Source organism: Methylovulum psychrotolerans (assembly GCF_002923755.1).
In the GTDB taxonomy this organism is placed as follows: domain Bacteria; phylum Pseudomonadota; class Gammaproteobacteria; order Methylococcales; family Methylomonadaceae; genus Methylovulum; species Methylovulum psychrotolerans.
Window position 1 is genome coordinate 162,439 of sequence record NZ_PGFZ01000002.1, and the last position, 18,877, is coordinate 181,315.

Here is an 18,877-nt window from a genome sequence, read left to right on the forward strand (position 1 = left end):
ATAGTAGCCGACACTTGGCCGCTCTACTCAAACCATGACCACACCCCATCCTTATACCGGAAAACTCGCCGTGCTTTACGAAAACCACGGCGATCCGCTGCCCTTTGCGCAACTGGCCGAACAGCTTGCCGTGCCGCTACGGACGACAGAAGCCGCTGATTTTTCCCAACACGAAGCCTTTTTTTTAAGCTGGCGCGACGGTTGCCTAAAACTGCTCGACCATGAGCTGTTGAAAAAAGGCGGCATGACGGTTGATATTGAGCCGCGCCAAGGTGAGCAGCGGTCTTGGCCGGCCCCGAAAGACGGAGCGTTGGCTAAGGCTTTAGGGCGCAAAACTAAAACTGTCGTCGATGCGACCACAGGCTGGGGGCAAGACAGCCTACATATTTTCCGCATGGGTTATGAGTTGTTGTGTATAGAGCGCTCGCCGCTGATGGCGGCTTTATTGGCGGATGGTTTGCAGCGGCTGGCGCAAGCGGATTGGATGCAGCGTTTGCAACTGCAACCGCCGCGCTTGTTAGTAGGTAATGCTATCGACGTGTTAGCGGCACTGCCGGAACTGCCGGACTGCATATATCTTGACCCGATGTTTCCGCCTAAGCGTAAAAAATCCGCCTTGGCGAAAAAATCTATGATGGTGTTGCGGGATTTGTTAGGCGATGATGAAGACAAAGACGCGCTGTTCGCCGCCGCTATGCAGGCCACGGGTAAGCGGGTGGTGGTCAAATGCCCTGATTACGCCGAGCCGTTAGGCGGCGTTAAGCCGAATGACAGCTTTCACGGTAAGCTATTACGTTATGATGTGTTTTTAAAATAAGGGGTGAAGTAAATGTCGGATTGGGTGGATGTGATTGCCGAGCGGGCGGTGGCGGACGGCGAGCATATCGCAGTGGATGTCGACGGCACAGCGGTTGCGGTGTTTAAGATTGACGGCGTGTGTTATGCGATTGAAGATGTCTGCACCCATGACGGGGCGGAAATTGCCAGCGGTTGTTTGGAAGGTGACGAGATTGTCTGCCCACGGCATGGGGCGAGGTTTTGTGTCAAAACGGGCGCGGTCAAATCCGCGCCTGCTTATGAAGATGTCGCCAGTTTTCCGGTGCGCATTACCAACGGCGTGGTGCAGGTTAGGGATGACCGTTGGGATTAGGCGGGTGAGGGGTAGGCATCAATAAAGCGCCAACCCCCATTGACCGTTTACAAACTGCCGTTTGCTTTCAGATAAGTCAGCAATTCCCGCAAGGCTTCCGGTTTGTTGACCGGTGTCGGGTCGCCGATTTGGTCGCTGCTGTTGACACCGTGGCAAGAAGGGCAAGTGCGGATTTCACCCGGCTGCATGGATAGCCAGTTGCGTTCCCTGACCACAAACTTGCCTTGGGAATCGGTCAATTGCCAAGACAGGGCGCGGCGGGTCGGCAATAACATGGCGACCGAACCGTCGGCGGCAACTTTTACACTGCCTTTCGGTGCGCCCGCCGCTTCCGGGATATTGGCGGTAACGCTGTGCAGCGGTTGCGCCAAAACGCGGCGGCCAGGTTTTGGGGTTGATGAGCAGCAACCTGTCAAGCCGCGCAACTGGTCGGCTTGAAAGACTTGAAAATGCGCCACTTCATAAACTTTACCTTTGGGTGTCACGGTTTGCGTGGCAGAACCCGCCACCGCCAGATTAAACGGTTGTTGTTTGTCGCTATGGTCACGCGTGGTGACATTGCGCATGATCGCCAAGGCTAGCCCCTTGCTTTGCAGGTATTGGCGCAAACTGGCTTCGCTTACCCCTTCTTCCTGTAAAACTTGCTGTTCGGGCGTGTCCAAAGTCGGCAATAATTTGGTCGGCTTGGTGGTGGCTTTGACTTCAACCGGTTGCAGTTCCCATAGTTCGTTAGTGTAATGGAATAAAGAATCCGGGCCGTAGTAAGTGATATTTTTGCTGATGCCGCTGGTTAACGGCTGGTCTGCCGTCCAAGTGCCGTTCGGCAATTGTTTTAAGGTACGCAAACGGAACGCATAACGCGCTTGCGGGTAGGTGTCCGAATAGTTAGGTGTGGTGGTGCCTTCGTTCCGGTCTTGGCGGGTTTCAAAGGTATGCGCCGCAATTAGCGTACCGTTGGCTAAGATGTTGGGGTCACGGTAATGGCCGGAGTTTTCTGGTGGCGGTGTCGCGCCGTCGGCGACGATTGAGGCAGTGCTTTTGTCGGTGAGGTAATCAATTGTCATTTGATCGGCATTATGGCCGGGTGCGACATTGGTCAAACGCACAATCTGCCCAGCGGCATGGGTGCCGAATTCTGGCGCGTTGATACCGATAAAGTAATTCGGGTTAGTCGGGTCTTGGCTGATTTGGAAAAAATTGCTGATTTTGTTCGGGTTGGAATTATTGGTCAAATACGTCAAAACAGGGTCGTCGGTAAACACTGCATCGACATAAGAGCCGCCCAGTTCATGCCGCCCGATATGGTTGACCAGTTCCAAGTCGGTACCGTCTTCATGCACTTGCCAAGGGAAAAAATGGTTAAAGCTATGTCCATGCAGATTAGTGCCCGCCAGCGAAATAGTGTCAAAGGTCAGCGGCTCAGGAAACACTTCTTGGCGGCTGTTAAGGATTTTCGCATTGGCGGCCTCGCTGGAATAGTTAAACGTGCCGTAGTTGTCCGTGCCGTTGCGGTCACCAGCGGCTTGTTGGTCTTGTTGCAAATGATCCCATCGGGTAAACGTCACCCGCCCGAAACTGTCGATAAAGGGGTCAAAATCGCCCGATGGCGAATGGGTCAGCATAGTTTGCTTACCATTGCTGGGGTTCAGGCTCCATAACCCCGTGTTAGAAGGGGCTTCTTCATACTCGTCCAATTGCGGATATAACTGCGCCTGACCACCACGCGGTTGGTCGGAGACAAAAATAATCCGTCCGTCAGTACCGTAAGTTGGATTGACGTTGTTGTAATTGCTCGGTTGCCCTGGCACTTTGGTGATGACGGAGATCTCATTTTTACCCAAGCCGGTGATTTCATACAATTGCCAGCGGTAAGACACGACTTGATAATGCTTGGGCGCACCGATGACCATACTGAAAATGATTTTTTTGCCGTTCCAATGTACTGCCGGGTCACGCACTTGGATAGCTTGGTCGCCTTGTAAGCCCGTTTGTCCATAGCCTGCGGCGGCGGTTAGGTTTTTTAGCGTACCATTAGGATAGCGTATCCATAAATCACCGCCGCGTCCTGAAATGTCAATACTGGCTTGATGGTTGCAAAAAGTCGCGTTGATGGTGCAAAAATCCATCGGTATCGGCACTTGTGTGACAAAGACAATAGGGTTTGGGGTGGTGATGGTGGCTTGGGCAGAAAAAGCTAAGGGGGCTAGCAGCGCCACACTTAGGGTGGTCAGTTTATTATTCATGGGAAATTCTCGTGTCTGGGTAGCGGTGAATGATCGTATGGACAGATTAAACCACCCGCCGACTATAAAATCTGTGTTATTGGTACATAGGCATTGTGACTTATGCACATTTGCCTGCCCATAGAGTGCACGGGCCTTTGGGCTTGATAGCGATACTCTGAGGACGGTAGGGCGCTATTCGCCATTGCCCCCGTGATGGCAGATGATGGCCACGGTCACAGGGTGGTGTTGCGGCGGCTGGCCTATTTTTATCCTGATGGTAACGGCTTTTTTTAAGCCATTAATACGGAAAAACCAGTATCTCCCGTGCTCTTACGGCTTTACGCTTTTACCAATCTGGCAATCGTCAAGCGACCCCTGTAGAATGGGATAGGATATACCATTAGATATAATTGTGGCTTAATCTATACTGTATACATTCTAAAACATTAGGAAAAGGCTATTACGATGCTTGAAAACGTACCCTTGTTTGAATCGCTGTCGCCCGAAGACCGTTCCGAATTGGAGCTAGGCATACATACGCAATATTTTACCCGTGGCGCTATCTTAGTCGGTCAAGGCGAGGCTTCTAATAATCTGCTTTATATCGTCTTGTCGGGCAAGCTGAAAGTGTTTATGAGCAATGACGAAGGCCGCGAGGTATTGCTCGATTATCTTCAAGAAGGCGATACCTTTGGTGAGTTGTCGTTGTTTGACGACGAACCGCGCTCTGCCACGGTGATGACCGTGGAGGATTGCCGGATAGGCCTGTTCCCCCGCGCTTATCTGTTTACCTGTCTGCAAAACAATCCTAATATCGCCATTGAATTGCTGAAAACCGTTATCAAACGGATGCGCAACACCACCGAGCAGGTCAGTAGCTTGGCGTTGTTGGATATTTACGGACGGATTGCCAAAGTGTTGACCAATATGGCGAAACCTCAGGATGATGGGCGTTTGGTGACGGATAACCTGACCCATCAGGAACTGTCGACCATGGTCGGCTGTTCGCGCGAAATGGTTACCCGTATCTTGAACGACTTAAAGCGCGGCGGCTATGTGGGCATTGATAATCACCGTATCGAGATTAAAAACCGCCTGCCCTTGCGCTGGTAGTGTGCGTGGCGATTTCTGACAAACAAAAACAACTGCTCCAGTTGCTTGCCGATGGTGAGTTCCACTCCGGCACCGAGCTGGCGCGACAACTGGGGGTCAGCCGTTCGGCGGTGTGGAAGCAAGTGGCGGGCTTGGCGGACTTAGGCTTGCACCATGCCGCCGTTACGGGTAAGGGCTATCGGCTGGAAAAGCCGCTGGAGCTACTGGCGGCACAGGCGATTATCAACGGCCTTGACCCCGCTGTTCTGCCCTTACTGGCACAGTTGGAACTGCATGACCAAATCGACTCCACGAATGTGTATTTGAGCCAACAGGCGCAAAACTATGCCCCTGCCGGCACAGTCTGTTTTGCTGAGCATCAGACCGCCGGCAAGGGCCGTCGTGGTCGGCAGTGGGTGTCGCCGTTCGGCAGTAACCTGTATTTGTCGGTGCTTTGGCGTTTCCAGCAAGGCTATGCCAGTACCGCTGGCTTAAGCTTGGCGATAGGCGTTGCCGTTATCCGTGCCTTACGCCAGCAGCAACTGCATCCCGTCGGGTTAAAATGGCCTAATGACATTATGAGCGCGGGCAAAAAGCTCGGCGGCATTTTGATTGAAGTGTCGGGGGAGAGCGACGGCCCGTGCGCGGTGGTGATAGGCTTAGGCATTAATCTGTTTGTGCCGGACAGTGCCGCCCAAGGCATTAACCAAGCGTGGACGGATGCCAGTAAGGTTAACCCCGCCATAAGCCTAAACCGTAACCAATTAGCCGCCAGTTTGCTTAATCAATTGTTGGCGGTATTGGCGGATTTTGAGCAAGTCGGCATTAAAGCATATCTGGACGAATGGCGCAGTTATGATTGTCTGCAAGGCCAGTCCGCGACCTTATTTATTGCTGACCAACCTTATCCTGGCATTGTGCAGGGCGTGGACGACAGCGGCTTATTGCTGTTACAACACCCGGACGGCAGAACCCAGGCGTTTGCCTCCGGCGAAGTCAGTTTTAGCCGCACCCCGCTATGAATTTATTGGTTGATATGGGCAATAGCCGCCTGAAATGGGCGGTGGCGGACGCGGCGGGGCAATTACTGGCCAAAGGGGCGGTTGCGAACGGGCAACTGGCTGATGCGGCTTTGCGCCAATGCTGGCAGGGTTTGGGGCCGTTCCGGCGCATCGGCATTGCCTGCGTCAGTGGCGGGCCTTTGTTGGCCTTGGTGCAGGCGGTCGCCGCCGCCTTATGGCCTGACGCGCCGTGTGTGCAAATCCGCTCGCAACGCCAGGCGTTTGGTGTGAGTAACGCCTATCAAGAACCGGAAAAACTCGGCGTAGACCGTTGGCTGGCCTTAATCGCCGCCCACCGCCATTATCCGGCGGCGGCGTGTGTGGTCGATTGCGGCACGGCGATTACCGTCGATTTGCTGGAGGCTAATGGCGAGCATCGGGGCGGCTATATCAGCCCTGGCCTAATGCTGATGAAACAGGCCTTAGCCCAAGGCACGAATGCTTTGCCGTTCAGTGCCGCCGCGTATTCGGGGCAACCCGGCCAATCGACCGAGGCGGCGATTTATGGCGGCACTTTATTGGCGGCGCGGGGCTTGATCGAACATGTTTTAGCGACCCGCGCCGCACCCAGCCAATTGTTGTTGACGGGCGGCGATGCGGCCATTATTGCCGAGCATCTGCCCATTCCGGCGGTGATAGACCCGGATTTGGTCTTGCGCGGTTTGGCGATAGCCTTGGCGGCTTGGGAATGAAAGCCTTTTTTTTGGCGGTTGTTGTGCTTAACTTGGCGGTGTTTCTGTGGGAATACCGCTCTGGCGCGTTTGCCGCGCCGGAAGCGGCAGTGCCGGAGAATTTGGAGGCGATTGTGTTGGTGGGGGAATCGCCAGTATCTGACGGTTCTGCTGATAAAAAATAATGGCCTGTTTTGGATGCCGAATGGGTTTAAAATCTATGAAAAAGTAGCCTTACCTATCCTTCCATAAACGCTTATGTTCATCCTCCACAGCTCCAACAAAACCGAAAACCTAGTGGCGCATTTGTCGGCCGTGATCGCCAATGCGCCGTTGGCTTCGCCGTTTGCCCAAGAAGTGTTCTTAATCCAAAGCCAAGGCATGGAGCGGTGGTTGTCGCAGCAGTTGGCGGCGGAGTTTTCGGTGTGGGGCAATTATAATTTTTTGTTTCCGGGTAAGTTTTTTAGTTCTTTGGCTCAGCGGATTGATAGCCGCTTAAGTGACGCGGCGTTTGATCGGCATTTGATGATGTGGCGCTTGGAAGGCTTGTTGCGGCGTGTCCAAGGCCCGGCGTTTGCGCCGATTAAGCAATATCTGGTTGGGGCCAACCACGGCCTTAAGCGTTACCAACTGGCGCAGCAGTTGTCGCAGTTGTTCGACCAATACCAGATGATGCGCCCCGATATGCTGAAATTATGGCAGCGCGGGCAATTGCTGTACGGCACGGATACCGAACGTTGGCAGCAAGCCTTGTGGTTGCAGGTGTTGGAGCAGACGGGCCGCCGCCATCGCGGGGCGTTGTGGTTGGCGGCGATAGGTAAATTAATGGACTCCCCCGAAGGCGCGTTCAGTGCGGTGATGCCTGAGCGGGTTTGTGTGTTCGGCTTAAATACCATGCCGCCGTTGTTTTTAAAGTATTTGCACGGCTTATCCCGGCATTGCCAAGTGCATTTTTTCTTGCTTAACCCCTCGGAAGCGTTTTGGGCGGATTTGGGCAGCAAACGCCAACAGGTGCTGCTCGACGCGGCGCAGGGGCATCCGCTGTTGGCGACCTTAGGCCAGCAGGGGCGTGAGTTTCAGGATATGATGTTAGGGCAGGACATCCGTTTTGAATTGGAATTGGACAGTTTTGAGGCTGTGCTGGCCACTAGCCTGTTACAGCATGTCCAAAATGACATTTTAGACAATAGCCTTGAAGGCGAGGGCGGAGTCGCCCAAGATTTTCACGGCGATAGGTCTATCCGTATCCATTCGTGCCATTCGCGGTTGCGGGAAGTGGAGGTGTTGAAAAATGAGTTGCTGCACAGCCTATCGGATGACCCTAGCCTGGAGTTGCGCGATATTGTTGTTATGGCTCCCGATATTCAGAAATACGAGCCGTTTATCGCCGCCGTGTTTGCCGACATCCAACATGCGGTGGCTGACCGGAGTTTACGCTTAAGCAATGACGCGCTGGAGGCGTTCATTACGTTTTTAAGCTTGAGCCAAAGCCGCTTTGGCTGGCAAGCCGTGGTGAACTTGTTGGAGCAGGCGGTGGTGTATCCGGGCTTTGGTTTGTCGGAAACCGATTTGGAATTAGTCAAGTATTGGGTACAGGATACCCATGTCCGCTGGGGCAAATCTGCCCGACATAAGCAGGAATTGGGCTTGCCGACGTTGAACGAGCATACTTGGCAAGCGGCTTTGGACAGGCTGTTAATGGGCTATGCAGTCGGTGATGACAACGGTTTTATTGAAGACGTGTTGCCGTATCGGGATATTGAAGGCTCTTCCGCCCAGGCTTTGGGTGGATTATGCGAGTTTATGAACGTGCTGTTCCGCGCCAGCCAAGAACTGAAGCGTCCGAAGACCTTGGTGGCCTGGAGCAGCCGCCTGAATTATTATGCCGACCAATTGTTACAGGCCGCCGAGCCGCTGGAGCGCCAACAGCTTAACGAGTTGCTGATCGAATTGTCCGAGGGCATGGAAGGGGTGCATAGCGATGCCGTGGATTTGCAGGTGATTATCTGTTGGCTGGAAGGGGCGGTGGCGGAGCGCAAATCCAGTAACGGCTTTTTACGCGGGCAACTGACGTTTTGCTCCATGTTGCCGATGCGCTCGATTCCGTTTAAGGTCATTGCTTTGTTGGGGATGAACGAGGGCGAGTTTCCCAAAATCGACCATCCGCCGACATTTGACCTGTTAAGCCGCTATTACCGCCAAGGCGACCGCTCGCGCCGCGCCGATGACCGTTACCAATTTTTGGAAATCCTCTTATCCACCCGCCAGCAAGTGCTGATCACTTATATCGGCCAATCGATCAACAGCAATGACAGCATCCCGCCTTCGGTGGTGGTGAATGAATTATTGGAAGTTCTGCAAGACAGCTACCCGTCCGCCGCTGTGGTGGTCAAACATCCCTTACAGCCCTTCAGTGCGCGGTATTTTAGCGGCGACTCGCCCTTGTTCAGTTTCTCGCGGGTGGATTGCGCCACCGCGCAACAACTCGCCGCCAGGTCACCGCAGCCAGACACGTCGCCATGGTGGCAAGGCGAGATTGCCGCCGCCCCGATAACCGTCTTGGAAATTAATGAGCTATTCCGCTTCTTCCGGCATCCGCAACGCTATTTTATGCAGCAGCAACTGGACATCCGTTTAAGGGGGATGAGCGCGGACGACGATGAGCGCGAGCCGTTTGCCTTAGGCAAAGCCGAGGCCTACACGATTTATCAGGAATGGCTAGCCGTCCGCTTAAGCGGCGGGCAGGTTTCGGCGCAAAAACTCCAAGCCCAAGGTCGCTGGCTGGCCGGGGCGGTCGGCGAGTTGGAGTTTAACCGTCAGCAGCAAGTGATGGATGATTTTGTCGAGAAAATCCATGCCAAAAATGTCGGTATGGCGATTGATGATTTGCCTGTGGATATACAGGTCGGCAACTACCGACTCATCGGCAAGCTGGGTAATCTGTACGAAAATGCCAGCTTGTTTTACCGTTATGCCGACTTGAAAGGCAAGGATTTCGTCTGCGCTTGGCTGCACCATTTGCTGATGAACCAGATCCAGCCGCAAGTGACCTATATACTGAGCAGCGATAGCGACTTGTGTCTGTTGCCGGAACATTGCCAAGATGGCGCTTTGTTGGCGTTGTTGGATTGTTACCAGTTAGGTCAGCAACAGCCGGATGCGTTTTTTGTCGAGGCCGCTTTTGCGTATATTCAACAGGCTTATAAGCTCAAACACGGTAGCCGCGCCAGCAAGCCCGCCTTAGATGCTGCTCTGGAGCAATTAGAACGCGCCATCGCCCAGCCTTATGAGCCGGAACTGCGGCGGCTGTATGGGCAGGCCGATGTCAGCTTGTTATTGGCGGAGCGGTTTGAGAGGCAATGCGAGGAATTGTTGTTGCCGGTTTGGGAGGCGATTATGCGCCCCGACGTTCGGTAAGCAACCAAAATTTGCTGTTGTGGCAACCGCAAGAGGCTGGACGGAATGCCCACGGCTTATTGGTGATCGTGGCAGGATGCCTTTCTATACTTCAAACGGCCAAGTTTTCGGTTTTTTGGTAAGGTACGCTGTACCCTCAGGGGCATAATGCGTACCTTTAAAAAACCATCATAAAATCAGTGCAAAAGGTACGCACAGCGTACCCTACGGTGAATTGTAAAAGCCGAAAACTTGGCCGTTCACAGTATATATTCAAAGCCGTTAAATTCAATTTGTTTGAAAACCGTAGTTTCTTGTAAAAGGAAGGATTGCCATAAACGGTCTAAGAGGTGGCTTATCAGGCTATTATCTAATAAGGCGTAGAAGGTTAATGCCGTCGGCGCATATTCATAAGCGGCGCAACAAGCTATAATCTGCCTTTATTTCCCCATTCAGCGGGTAATTGATAACACTGGCCTACGCTTGGGTAAGTATCAGGCAGGTGCGGCCATCCCACAACTCTTAACATAAGGCGGCAATATGCAAGCAAATATCGGTTTAATCGGTTTGGCGGTCATGGGACAAAATTTAGTGCTTAATATGAACGATCATGGCTTTAAAGTCGCCGTTTTTAACCGCACTACCAGTACCGTAGATGAGTTTTTGGCAGGCCCTGCAAAGGGTACGCAAGTGGTGGGGGCGCATTCGCTGGAGGAATTTGTCGGACTGCTCCAGTCGCCACGCATTGTCATGCTGATGGTGAAGGCGGGCGAGGTGGTTGACCAATACATCGACAAGCTGATTCCTTTGCTGGCACCTGGCGATATTATTGTCGATGGCGGCAATTCCCTTTTTACCGACACGAACCGCCGTACCCAATACCTGCAAGAGCATAGCATTAATTATATCGGCACCGGGGTATCGGGCGGTGAAGAAGGGGCGCGTCATGGCCCGTCTATTATGCCGGGCGGCAATAAGGCAGCATGGCCGACGGTTAAGCCAATTTTCCAAGCCATCAGTGCACAAGTGGACGGGCAGCCTTGTTGCGAATGGGTTGGCGATAACGGTGCGGGGCATTACGTTAAGATGGTGCACAACGGCATTGAATACGGCGATATGCAGTTAATTTGCGAAGCCTATCAATTATTATCGGAAGGTTTAGGGCTAGGGGCTGACCAACTGCATGAAATTTTCACGGAATGGAATCAGGGTGAGTTAAGTTCGTATCTGATCGAAATCACTGCCGCGATTTTTGCTTATAAAGATACGGACGGGCAGGCGTTGGTTGATAAAATCCTCGATACCGCCGGGCAAAAAGGCACGGGTAAATGGACGGGTATTAATGCCTTGGATTTGGGCATTCCGTTAACCTTGATTGGCGAATCGGTGTTTGCGCGGTGTTTGTCGGCGCAAAAGGACGAGCGCGTCAAAGCGGCGAAAATCTTGCCTAAAGCGACCAAAACAACCTTAACGGGCGACCAACAGGATCTGGTCGATGCGATCCGTGATGCGTTATATGCCGCTAAAATCATTTCTTATGCGCAAGGTTTCCGTTTGATGCGCGAAGCTTCAAAAGAGTACGGTTTGTCGCTAAATTATGGCGAAATTGCCCTAATGTGGCGCGGCGGCTGTATCATCCGTAGCCAATTTTTGAACAATATCAAGCAGGCTTATACGGCCAACCCGGAGTTGGAAAACTTATTGCTTGCTGATTTCTTTGTCGAGGCGATAAAAAAATCCGATGCGGGCTGGCGGAAGGCGGTCATTTTAGGGATTGAGTCAGGTATCCCCACGCCTGCATTTGCTTCGGCATTGGCCTATTACGATGGCTACCGCACCGAACGCCTGCCTGCCAATTTGTTGCAGGCACAGCGTGATTATTTCGGGGCGCACACTTATGAGCGTACCGATAAGCCGCGCGGCGAGTTTTTCCATACCGACTGGACAGGGCAGGGCGGTAAGGTTGCATCGTCGACTTATACGGTTTAAGCCGCGTTTGGCTTAGGTATTGCCATATTGTTGCGTAAATGATGACGTTTCTGTTTTGGAATATGCGGCGTACGCAACGGTTGGATATACTGTGCGGCTTGGTACGCGAATTTGATGTTGATGTTCTGATGCTGGCCGAAAATGTTTTGAGTGCCGGTAAGGTGGTGTCGCAACTTAATTCACTCGGAACAGGAGGGTTTCATTATAATTCCGGCCAGTGTGAAAGGATTGATATCTTTTCAAAACTCAAAGATATTCATATACAACCACACTTCGAGTCCAAGCACATCACTATTCGGCATTTGAAAATACCTGATTTATTGCTGGTCATTGCCCATTTGCCTAGCAAGCTTAGAAATTCAAATGATAGCCTAGCTTTTTATATGGCAGAAATGGCAAGGGATATTATCAAGATGGAAAATAAAATGGGTCATAAGCTCACAGTCATTGTGGGTGATTTGAATATGAACCCTTTTGAAATGGGGATGGTTGCTGCGAGTGGCCTTCATGCCATGATGGACAGGAAAATTGCCGAGAAAAAACAACGGAAGATTCAAGAGAAGGAGTATCCTTTTTTCTATAACCCGATGTGGAGTTTGTTAGGTGATGCTTCGCATGGTCCGCCTGGGAGCCATTATTATTGGAAAAGTGAACAAGTGACTTATTTTTGGAATATGTTTGACCAAGTGTTGCTAAGGCCAGACGTATTGCCGATGTTTGCAAACAGCACTTTAAAAATTATTGACAGGGTTGGCGATATTTCTCTATTAAATAGGAATGGTATCCCAGATAAAAACATTTCTGACCATTTACCCATTTTATTTCAACTAAACTGTTAATTTTGGAGACTCTCATGACAGATGCTAATGACGATTTGTGGCCTGCCGATTTAGTCGTAGAGCCTGCTCAAAAAGCTCCGTTAATTATTCTTAGCGAACAAGCCGAAAAGTTGGGCAAAAAAACAGCCAACCTTGTTGAGGCTGAAGTGACGGCTTATCCCGACAATTCGGGGGATTTGCGTATTCGTTTTACGCTTAAGGCACCCGCTTTAAATGGGTATGAATATGCTCTTTTTAGCATAATACAGCCTGTTGATTTATATCCGGTACGTTTTTCAGATTCGGATGAAGATTTTTGGAATGATAATAATTTAAAAAATGAACAAGAGTTTAAGCGGTATTTAGAAAAGACATTTAAAGCAGACAGAACCGTAAGGATTATTAATAATCTTATCGCGCAAAGCAAAAAATTGTAATGTTTAACGGGTGACGGACACCCCTTTTTAAGGGGTGAGCCGTCGTATTTCACAAGACTATCGGCACTAAAAATCCTATGAAAGCAGAACCTTGTACTTATGTCATTTTCGGTGCGACTGGCAATCTGTCCCGCATTAAGTTAATGCCTGCCTTATACCGTTTGGATGCCGCAGGCCGCCTGCCGGAAGGCACGCGGATTATGGCGATGGGCCGCCGACCTTGGGATCAGCAAAAGTGGCGGCAAGAAGTCCAGGATATGGTGCAAGCCAAAGCCAAGGACGATTTTGATGAGGCGGTGTTCCAGCGGTTTAGCGACCGTTTGTATTATCATCAGGGCGATATTAGCCAAGCCGACTGCTATTCGGGTTTGGCACAAACCTTGGCGGATAAGGCGTTTTCGCAAAATATCGCTTTTTACTTGTCGATTAGCCCGGCAGATTTTGGCCCGGTAATGAGCATGTTAAGCACGAATGATCTGTTTAATGAAGAAAGCGGCTGGCGGCGGGTGATTATCGAAAAGCCGTTTGGCTATGATCTGGAAAGTGCCCAGGCGTTGCAAAAACGCATCAGCCATTATTTGTCGGAAGAGCAAATCTACCGTATCGACCATTATCTGGGCAAGGGCATGGTGCAGAATGTGTTGGTGTTCCGCTTCGCTAATGTGATGCTGGAGCCGTTGTGGAACCGCAATTACATCGACCATATCCAAATTACCCATTCGGAAAGTATTGGCATTGATAGCCGTGGCGATTATTATGACGGGGCAGGAGCGTTGCGCGATATGCTGCAAAGCCATTTGTTGCAATTGCTGACTTTGGTGACGATGGAGCCGCCCGTGTCGATGGAGGCGGAATCTTTGCGTGATGAAAAGGTGAAGGTGCTAAAGTCCATCCGCCCCATTTCTAAAGAGGCCGTCCATGCCCAAGCCTTCCGGGGCCAGTATGCCAAAGGCATGGTGAATAACGAAAAGGTTAAGGGCTATTTGGACGAGGCAAATATTCCGCAAAGCAGCACCACCGAGACTTATGCTTCGATGAAGCTGTATATCGACAACTGGCGCTGGCGCGGCGTACCGTTCTATATGCGCACGGGCAAACGTATGGCAAAAGCGCAATCGACGATTTCGATTTGTTTCCGTCATCCGCCGCTACAATTTTTCCGTGACACCAATGTGCAGTGCATGAATCCGAATTGGGTGCTGTTGGGTATTCAGCCGGAAGAATGTATCCGCATTGAAATGACGGTGAAAGAGCCGGGGCTGGAAATGAGCACCCGCACCAGCAGCTTGGATGCCAGCTTCCGTAATCAGGACGAAAAGGCAGTGGATGCCTATGAAGACTTGTTGTTGGATGTGCTCAAAGGTGACCGTTCGCTGTTCCTGCGCTTTGATGAGGTGGAGTATGCATGGCGCATTGTCGATCCGATTTTGCAAAGTTGGGCGGTTGAGCGCGATTATATCGCCACTTACCCCGCTGGCTCATGGGGACCTGAAGACAGCCGATTATTTGATAAAGAAAGCCAATCGTGGCGTAGTTCGTTAACACCGGAGTGTAAATAAATGCAAGAAAATAGCCGCTGGCACACCTTGGCAACTGCTGATGAAGTTGCTGCCGTCGCTTGTCAACATATTCTGGCCTCTGCCCAGCAAGCCATCGCCGCCCACGGAACGTTTAAGTTAGTGCTGGCCGGAGGGACGACCCCTGAAAAAATTTACCGCCTGTTGGCAAAATCCGATGCGGATTGGGCGAAGTGGGTCATTTATTACGGGGATGAGCGCTGTTTGCCTGCTGATGATGCCGAGCGCAATAGTATGATCGCTAAGCAAACCTTATTGGATCATGTGCCGATTCCTGCCGGGCAAATTTTTACCTTGCAAGCGGAATTGGGCGGCGAAGTTGCCGCCGAGCAGTACCGTCCGATTGTTGCCGCCGCCCTGCCTTTTGATATGGTACTGTTAGGTTTAGGTGAAGACGGGCATACGGCCAGTTTGTTTCCTGGGCATGTCCATAATGCCGACGAGTTGGTTCATGCAGTGTATAACTCGCCAAAACCGCCACCTAAACGGGTGTCTATTAGCGCGAAAGCGCTAAGCAATACGCATGAGTTGCTGTTTTTGGTCACAGGCACGAATAAACGGCCTATTGTTGAGGCTTGGCGGGCGGGTGCGGATTTGCCGGTTGCAACGATACTGCCATCTAACACTTTGGATGTGTATATCGACAGCGACGCGTATCCTGCCTAGTTTTATCAGGGTATCGGTATTGCCGCCGATACCCTATCCGCCAACTGCTGGCTTAACTGATTAAGCTTGCCATGACGTTAATCGACAAACCGATGATGGTGACGTTAAACAAAAAGCTTAACACCGATTGCGCTAACACCGCTTTCCGCATTGAATGTCCCGTCACCGCCACATCTGCCGTTTGCGCCGCTACCGCGATGGTGAAGGCAAAATATAAAAAATCCCAATAATCGGGGTGTTGCCCGTCACCAGGAAACAGCAATGGACGCTGTTGAGGGGGCGCAGCGTAATACAGTCGTGAGTAATGGAAAGTAAACTGCACACCGGTAAACAGCCACGAACCCAATATAGTTGCGCCCGTCAGCAGGTAATGGAATAAGCGGAACCCGCCCGTCAGGCCATTGCTGGACAGTTCTAGGATAATCGCCACGAAACTTACCACGGTCGCCACCGAAAACAGGGTCAGAAGCATTGCCCCGTGCTCATCTTCTTGGTTAGCTATTTTCAGCACCCGTTCCGCTTTAGCAGGCAACATCAGCCAGCCCATCAATATCAAGTACGACCATACCAAGACATTCCACGCCACTAAAATTTGCGTGACTAAGCGCCAGTGGGCGGGTAGCAGGCAAGCGGAGAGTAGGCTTAACAGTACGGCGATGACTAAGCGGGGATGGGGATGATGGTTGAAAAAGCGGACGATGGCGGTCATAACAGGCCTAAGCGTTAGTGCTGGGGATACCTGAAAACAATCAAACCACGCGCAGTTAAAAAGGCAAGGCTTTTAGTAGTTGGGCGAAGATGAAAAGTTTGTGCGAAGCGGAGGGCGGGGAGAGGGCGGCAAAGGCTGTAGCCCGAAGGGTTACAGCCACTGTGCTTTAGATGATGGTAACTTCTTCAGCTTGTGGGCCTTTTTGGCCTTGAGTTACTTTAAACTGGACTTTTTGGCCTTCGTCTAAAGATTTGAAACCGGAGCTGTTGATGTTGCGGAAATGGACGAATACGTCAGGGCCGTTTTCTTGTTGAATGAAACCGAAGCCTTTTTCTGCGTTAAACCACTTAACTGTACCTGTAGTCATGTTAGAACCTAATAAATTTGAAAATGAATGAAGCCTTGTTACGGGCTGATGGCGCAAGGAAATTTGAGAATTACAGATGATAAACAGGACGAGCAATACAGAAAAAACTTCGTAGAGATAAGCATAACGGTAAATCAATTTCAAGCTGTGGTCAGAATATAGGCAAGCTTGGATAAAGTCAACAAATACTATTGGCGGCGTATGATTAAATCCATTTTGTTTGCACATTTTGTCCTGATAATAAAGCAAACCTAAGAGGAAAAGCCTGGTGTTTAAATCCATACGGATAAAATTGTTTTTGACTTTGTTGTTAGCAATTATTGTCGTTGTCGCGGGTATGTACTGGTTTATGCGGGATTCTTTTGACCGTGGCTTTAGTGATTTTGTGGAATCCCGCCAGAAAAAAAGCATTGAAAACCTTGTTGCCCATTTGACCGAGCATTATGACAGCCATCAGCAATGGCAGGCGTTGGCTAACGATAAAAAGAAGTGGGTGAATCTGGTTTGGGCGGTTAATGACCACCGCCATCCGCAGTATCCGCCGCCGTGGATTAAAGAGGCGTTGACAACACCGGGCAATACTTGGCCACCCCAGCCGCCTGAGTATTATGAGCGTAATCGGGATGGCGGCGAACGCCGTCATCCTGGCCAAGGCCCTAATGGCAATGGGCCGCCCGATCTTGATGCTTTCCCGCCGCCACCGCCGCCCCTAGAGGGTAAGTTTAGGCCGCACCTGATGCCTTTGGAAATGCGCCTGATGTTGTTGGACGCGGATAAGCGGCTTATTTTTGGCCGTGAGGAGTTGGCAGGGCAATTGAGCTTGACTCCTATCTACCATGCCGGGCAAGTGGTCGGCTATTTAGGGCTGTTGCCAGGTCCGCCCTTAAAGCAAATTGCCGATATCCAGTTTATGGAGCAACAGGCTAATGAACTGGTATGGATTGCCCTCGGTATGGTCTTGTTGTCCGCCGCTCTAGCCTTATTGATCGCTTATCTCTTAGGCCGTCCGCTCAAGCGTATCACTGCCGCGTCTAAAGCGTTGGCGATAGGCCAGTATGAGACCCGGTTATCGGTAGACAGTGACGATGAATTGGGGCAATTGGCCCGCGATTTTAACGATTTAGCGGCGGCCTTGGCGCAAGCCGAACAAACCCGGCAAAATTGGGTGGCCGATATTTCGCACGAATTGCGCACGCCCTTGTCAGTATTACGCGGCGAACTGGAGGCACTGCAAGATGGGGTCAGGCCACTGAGCCAGGGGGCGGTTGATTCGTTATATGGTGATGTCATGCGCTTAAGCCGTCTTGCGGAAGACTTGTACCAGTTAGCCTTGTCTGACCAAGGGGCGTTAAGTTATCGTAAAGCCTTGATCGATCCTGTGGGCATTTTGTTTTATGACTTGAGCGTTTTGGCAACGGAGTTCCAGCGTAAAGCCATTGCCGTAACGATAGACAGCCAAGAAGGCAAGCCTTTACTGATTTATGCCGACCCTGACCGTTTGTCACAGCTCTACCGTAATCTGTTGCACAACACCTTGCATTACACCGACATGGGTGGGGCGTTGCAAGTGACTATTAGCCGTCAACAGGATGCGCTGGTGATGGATTTTGCCGACAGTGAACCGGGCATCCCTAACGAGGCTTTAGCCAAGTTATTCGAGCGTTTTTACCGCGTGGAAAGCTCACGCAACCGTAGCCTAGGCGGAGCGGGTTTAGGCTTGTCGATTTGCCGGAATATTGTCGAAGCGCATAACGGCCATATCACCGCTTTACATTCCGCCTTGGGCGGCTTGACTATTCGTATTACTTTACCTCTTGCACTATAAAGCCTTATGAACAGAAAAAAACATATTTTGATTGTCGAAGATGAAGTAAAGCTGGCGCGGGTGCTGGAAGATTATTTGCACTCGGCGGGATTTAACGCCCACTGGCTGGCAAATGGCCTGGATGTTCAGCCTTGGTTTAAAGAGCATCCGGTCGATTTGGTGCTGTTGGATTTGATGCTGCCGGGTGCTAGCGGTCTTGAAGTGACCAAGGCCTTACGCCGTTTCAGCACTGTGCCGATTATTATGATTACCGCACGGGTTGAAGAAATCGACCGTTTATTGGGGCTGGAATTAGGTGCGGACGATTATATTTGTAAGCCGTTCAGTCCAAGGGAAGTGGTTGCACGGGTCAAGGCGGTGTTGCGCCGTACTCAAGGCGGCAAGCCGGACGAAGAACCGTTACCCGCGACCTTAGCCTTGGATGCGCACAGTTTCCGCGTCACCGCCAGCGGGCGGCAAGTGACCTTGACGGCGGTGGAATTCCAATTGCTGCATGTCTTGTACCAGCAGCCCAGCCGGATTTTCTCCAGAGTGCAGTTGATAGACAAAATCTACCACGACCACCGCATTGTCTCCGACCGCACTATTGATAGCCATATTAAAAAATTGCGCAAAAAATTGACCGACTTATTGCCGGAGCTTGAGCTGATCCACTCGGTGTATGGTGCGGGCTACCGCTATGCGCCGCAGACTAGGGCGTTGGAGGAGGCTTTGTCTTGAGGGGGGCATTAAGGAATATGGCTAGCGGAGAATGTGCGGCGCAATGGTTTTGTGTATTGTGCCGCCGCTGCGAGACAGGAGTCGAGTAGTCTCCAGAAGCGATAGTGCCTGAGTTTTCACGAAGCGAAGCGGAAGTGAAAATGCAGGCTATACGAAATCGCGTCGAGTCATTGG

17 protein-coding genes are annotated in these 18,877 nt (G+C 51.3%); 14 read left to right on the forward strand and 3 right to left on the reverse strand.

The genetic code is table 11. The features are described 5' to 3' along the window. Nucleotides 1-34: 34 nt before the first annotated feature. Nucleotides 35-817: a class I SAM-dependent methyltransferase gene (locus AADEFJLK_RS06480; protein WP_088617496.1), complete on the forward strand. Its 783-nt coding sequence runs from the start codon at nt 35-37 to the stop codon at nt 815-817. Between the two features lie 12 nt (nt 818-829). Further along, nucleotides 830-1,150 (forward strand): non-heme iron oxygenase ferredoxin subunit, encoded by a 321-nt coding sequence (locus AADEFJLK_RS06485; RefSeq protein ID WP_088617495.1) that lies wholly within the window; start codon nt 830-832, stop codon nt 1,148-1,150. 47 nt (nt 1,151-1,197) lie between these two features. Here the strand turns inward: AADEFJLK_RS06485 and AADEFJLK_RS06490 are convergent, their stop codons facing one another. Further along, nucleotides 1,198-3,393 carry an HzsA-related protein gene (locus tag AADEFJLK_RS06490; protein WP_103973711.1) on the reverse strand — a complete coding sequence of 732 codons (2,196 nt, stop codon included), beginning with the start codon at nt 3,391-3,393 and terminating at the stop codon, nt 1,198-1,200. 447 nt (nt 3,394-3,840) lie between these two features. Here AADEFJLK_RS06490 and AADEFJLK_RS06495 point away from each other — a divergent pair, with 447 nt between their 5' ends. The 10 genes from AADEFJLK_RS06495 (at nt 3,841) to pgl (ending at nt 15,082) form a co-directional block, all read left to right on the forward strand. Then, nucleotides 3,841-4,488, forward strand: coding sequence for a Crp/Fnr family transcriptional regulator (locus AADEFJLK_RS06495; protein ID WP_088617493.1), 648 nt, complete (start codon nt 3,841-3,843; stop codon nt 4,486-4,488). Nucleotides 4,489-4,493: 5 nt separating this feature from the next. After that, a complete protein-coding gene (gene birA / locus AADEFJLK_RS06500) occupies nt 4,494-5,489 on the forward strand; it encodes a bifunctional biotin--[acetyl-CoA-carboxylase] ligase/biotin operon repressor BirA (protein WP_103973882.1) in 996 nt (331 codons plus the stop codon). Then, on the forward strand, nt 5,486-6,220 hold the full coding sequence (locus AADEFJLK_RS06505; protein WP_103973712.1) for a type III pantothenate kinase: 735 nt from the start codon (nt 5,486-5,488) through the stop codon (nt 6,218-6,220). The genes birA and AADEFJLK_RS06505 overlap by 4 nt, the downstream gene beginning before the upstream one ends. Next, entirely contained in the window at nt 6,217-6,384 is a 168-nt protein-coding gene (locus AADEFJLK_RS24395) for a hypothetical protein (RefSeq protein ID WP_157678883.1), read from the forward strand. Before AADEFJLK_RS06505 ends, AADEFJLK_RS24395 begins: the two co-directional genes overlap by 4 nt. Before the next feature lie 73 nt (nt 6,385-6,457). Next, nucleotides 6,458-9,616 carry an exodeoxyribonuclease V subunit gamma gene (gene recC, locus AADEFJLK_RS06510; protein WP_103973713.1) on the forward strand — a complete coding sequence of 1,053 codons (3,159 nt, stop codon included), beginning with the start codon at nt 6,458-6,460 and terminating at the stop codon, nt 9,614-9,616. A 519-nt stretch (nt 9,617-10,135) separates the two neighbouring features. Further along, nucleotides 10,136-11,584, forward strand: coding sequence for a decarboxylating NADP(+)-dependent phosphogluconate dehydrogenase (gene gnd, locus AADEFJLK_RS06515; protein ID WP_088617490.1), 1,449 nt, complete (start codon nt 10,136-10,138; stop codon nt 11,582-11,584). Nucleotides 11,585-11,622: 38 nt separating this feature from the next. Continuing rightward, nucleotides 11,623-12,423: an exonuclease/endonuclease/phosphatase family protein gene (locus tag AADEFJLK_RS24400; protein ID WP_170065047.1), complete on the forward strand. Its 801-nt coding sequence runs from the start codon at nt 11,623-11,625 to the stop codon at nt 12,421-12,423. A 14-nt stretch (nt 12,424-12,437) separates the two neighbouring features. Beyond that, nucleotides 12,438-12,839, forward strand: a complete 402-nt coding sequence (locus tag AADEFJLK_RS06525) for a hypothetical protein (RefSeq protein WP_103973714.1) — start codon at nt 12,438-12,440, stop codon at nt 12,837-12,839. 77 nt (nt 12,840-12,916) lie between these two features. Then, entirely contained in the window at nt 12,917-14,398 is a 1,482-nt protein-coding gene (gene zwf / locus AADEFJLK_RS06530; RefSeq protein WP_103973715.1) for a glucose-6-phosphate dehydrogenase, read from the forward strand. Then, nucleotides 14,399-15,082 (forward strand): 6-phosphogluconolactonase, encoded by a 684-nt coding sequence (gene pgl / locus AADEFJLK_RS06535; RefSeq protein ID WP_103973716.1) that lies wholly within the window; start codon nt 14,399-14,401, stop codon nt 15,080-15,082. It begins immediately after the preceding gene. 52 nt (nt 15,083-15,134) lie between these two features. Here the strand turns inward: pgl and AADEFJLK_RS06540 are convergent, their stop codons facing one another. After that, complete coding sequence (locus tag AADEFJLK_RS06540; protein ID WP_103973717.1) at nt 15,135-15,791, reverse strand: DUF1345 domain-containing protein; 657 nt, start codon at nt 15,789-15,791, stop codon at nt 15,135-15,137. A 166-nt stretch (nt 15,792-15,957) separates the two neighbouring features. Continuing rightward, nucleotides 15,958-16,158: a cold-shock protein gene (locus AADEFJLK_RS06545; protein WP_088621439.1), complete on the reverse strand. Its 201-nt coding sequence runs from the start codon at nt 16,156-16,158 to the stop codon at nt 15,958-15,960. 268 nt (nt 16,159-16,426) lie between these two features. Here AADEFJLK_RS06545 and AADEFJLK_RS06550 point away from each other — a divergent pair, with 268 nt between their 5' ends. Next, the gene (locus tag AADEFJLK_RS06550; RefSeq protein WP_249027991.1) at nt 16,427-17,983 is read left to right on the forward strand and encodes an ATP-binding protein; all 1,557 of its coding nucleotides are present in this window, start codon (nt 16,427-16,429) and stop codon (nt 17,981-17,983) included. 6 nt (nt 17,984-17,989) lie between these two features. Further along, complete coding sequence (locus tag AADEFJLK_RS06555; protein ID WP_088617486.1) at nt 17,990-18,703, forward strand: response regulator; 714 nt, start codon at nt 17,990-17,992, stop codon at nt 18,701-18,703. The last annotated feature ends 174 nt before the right edge of the window (nt 18,704-18,877 follow it).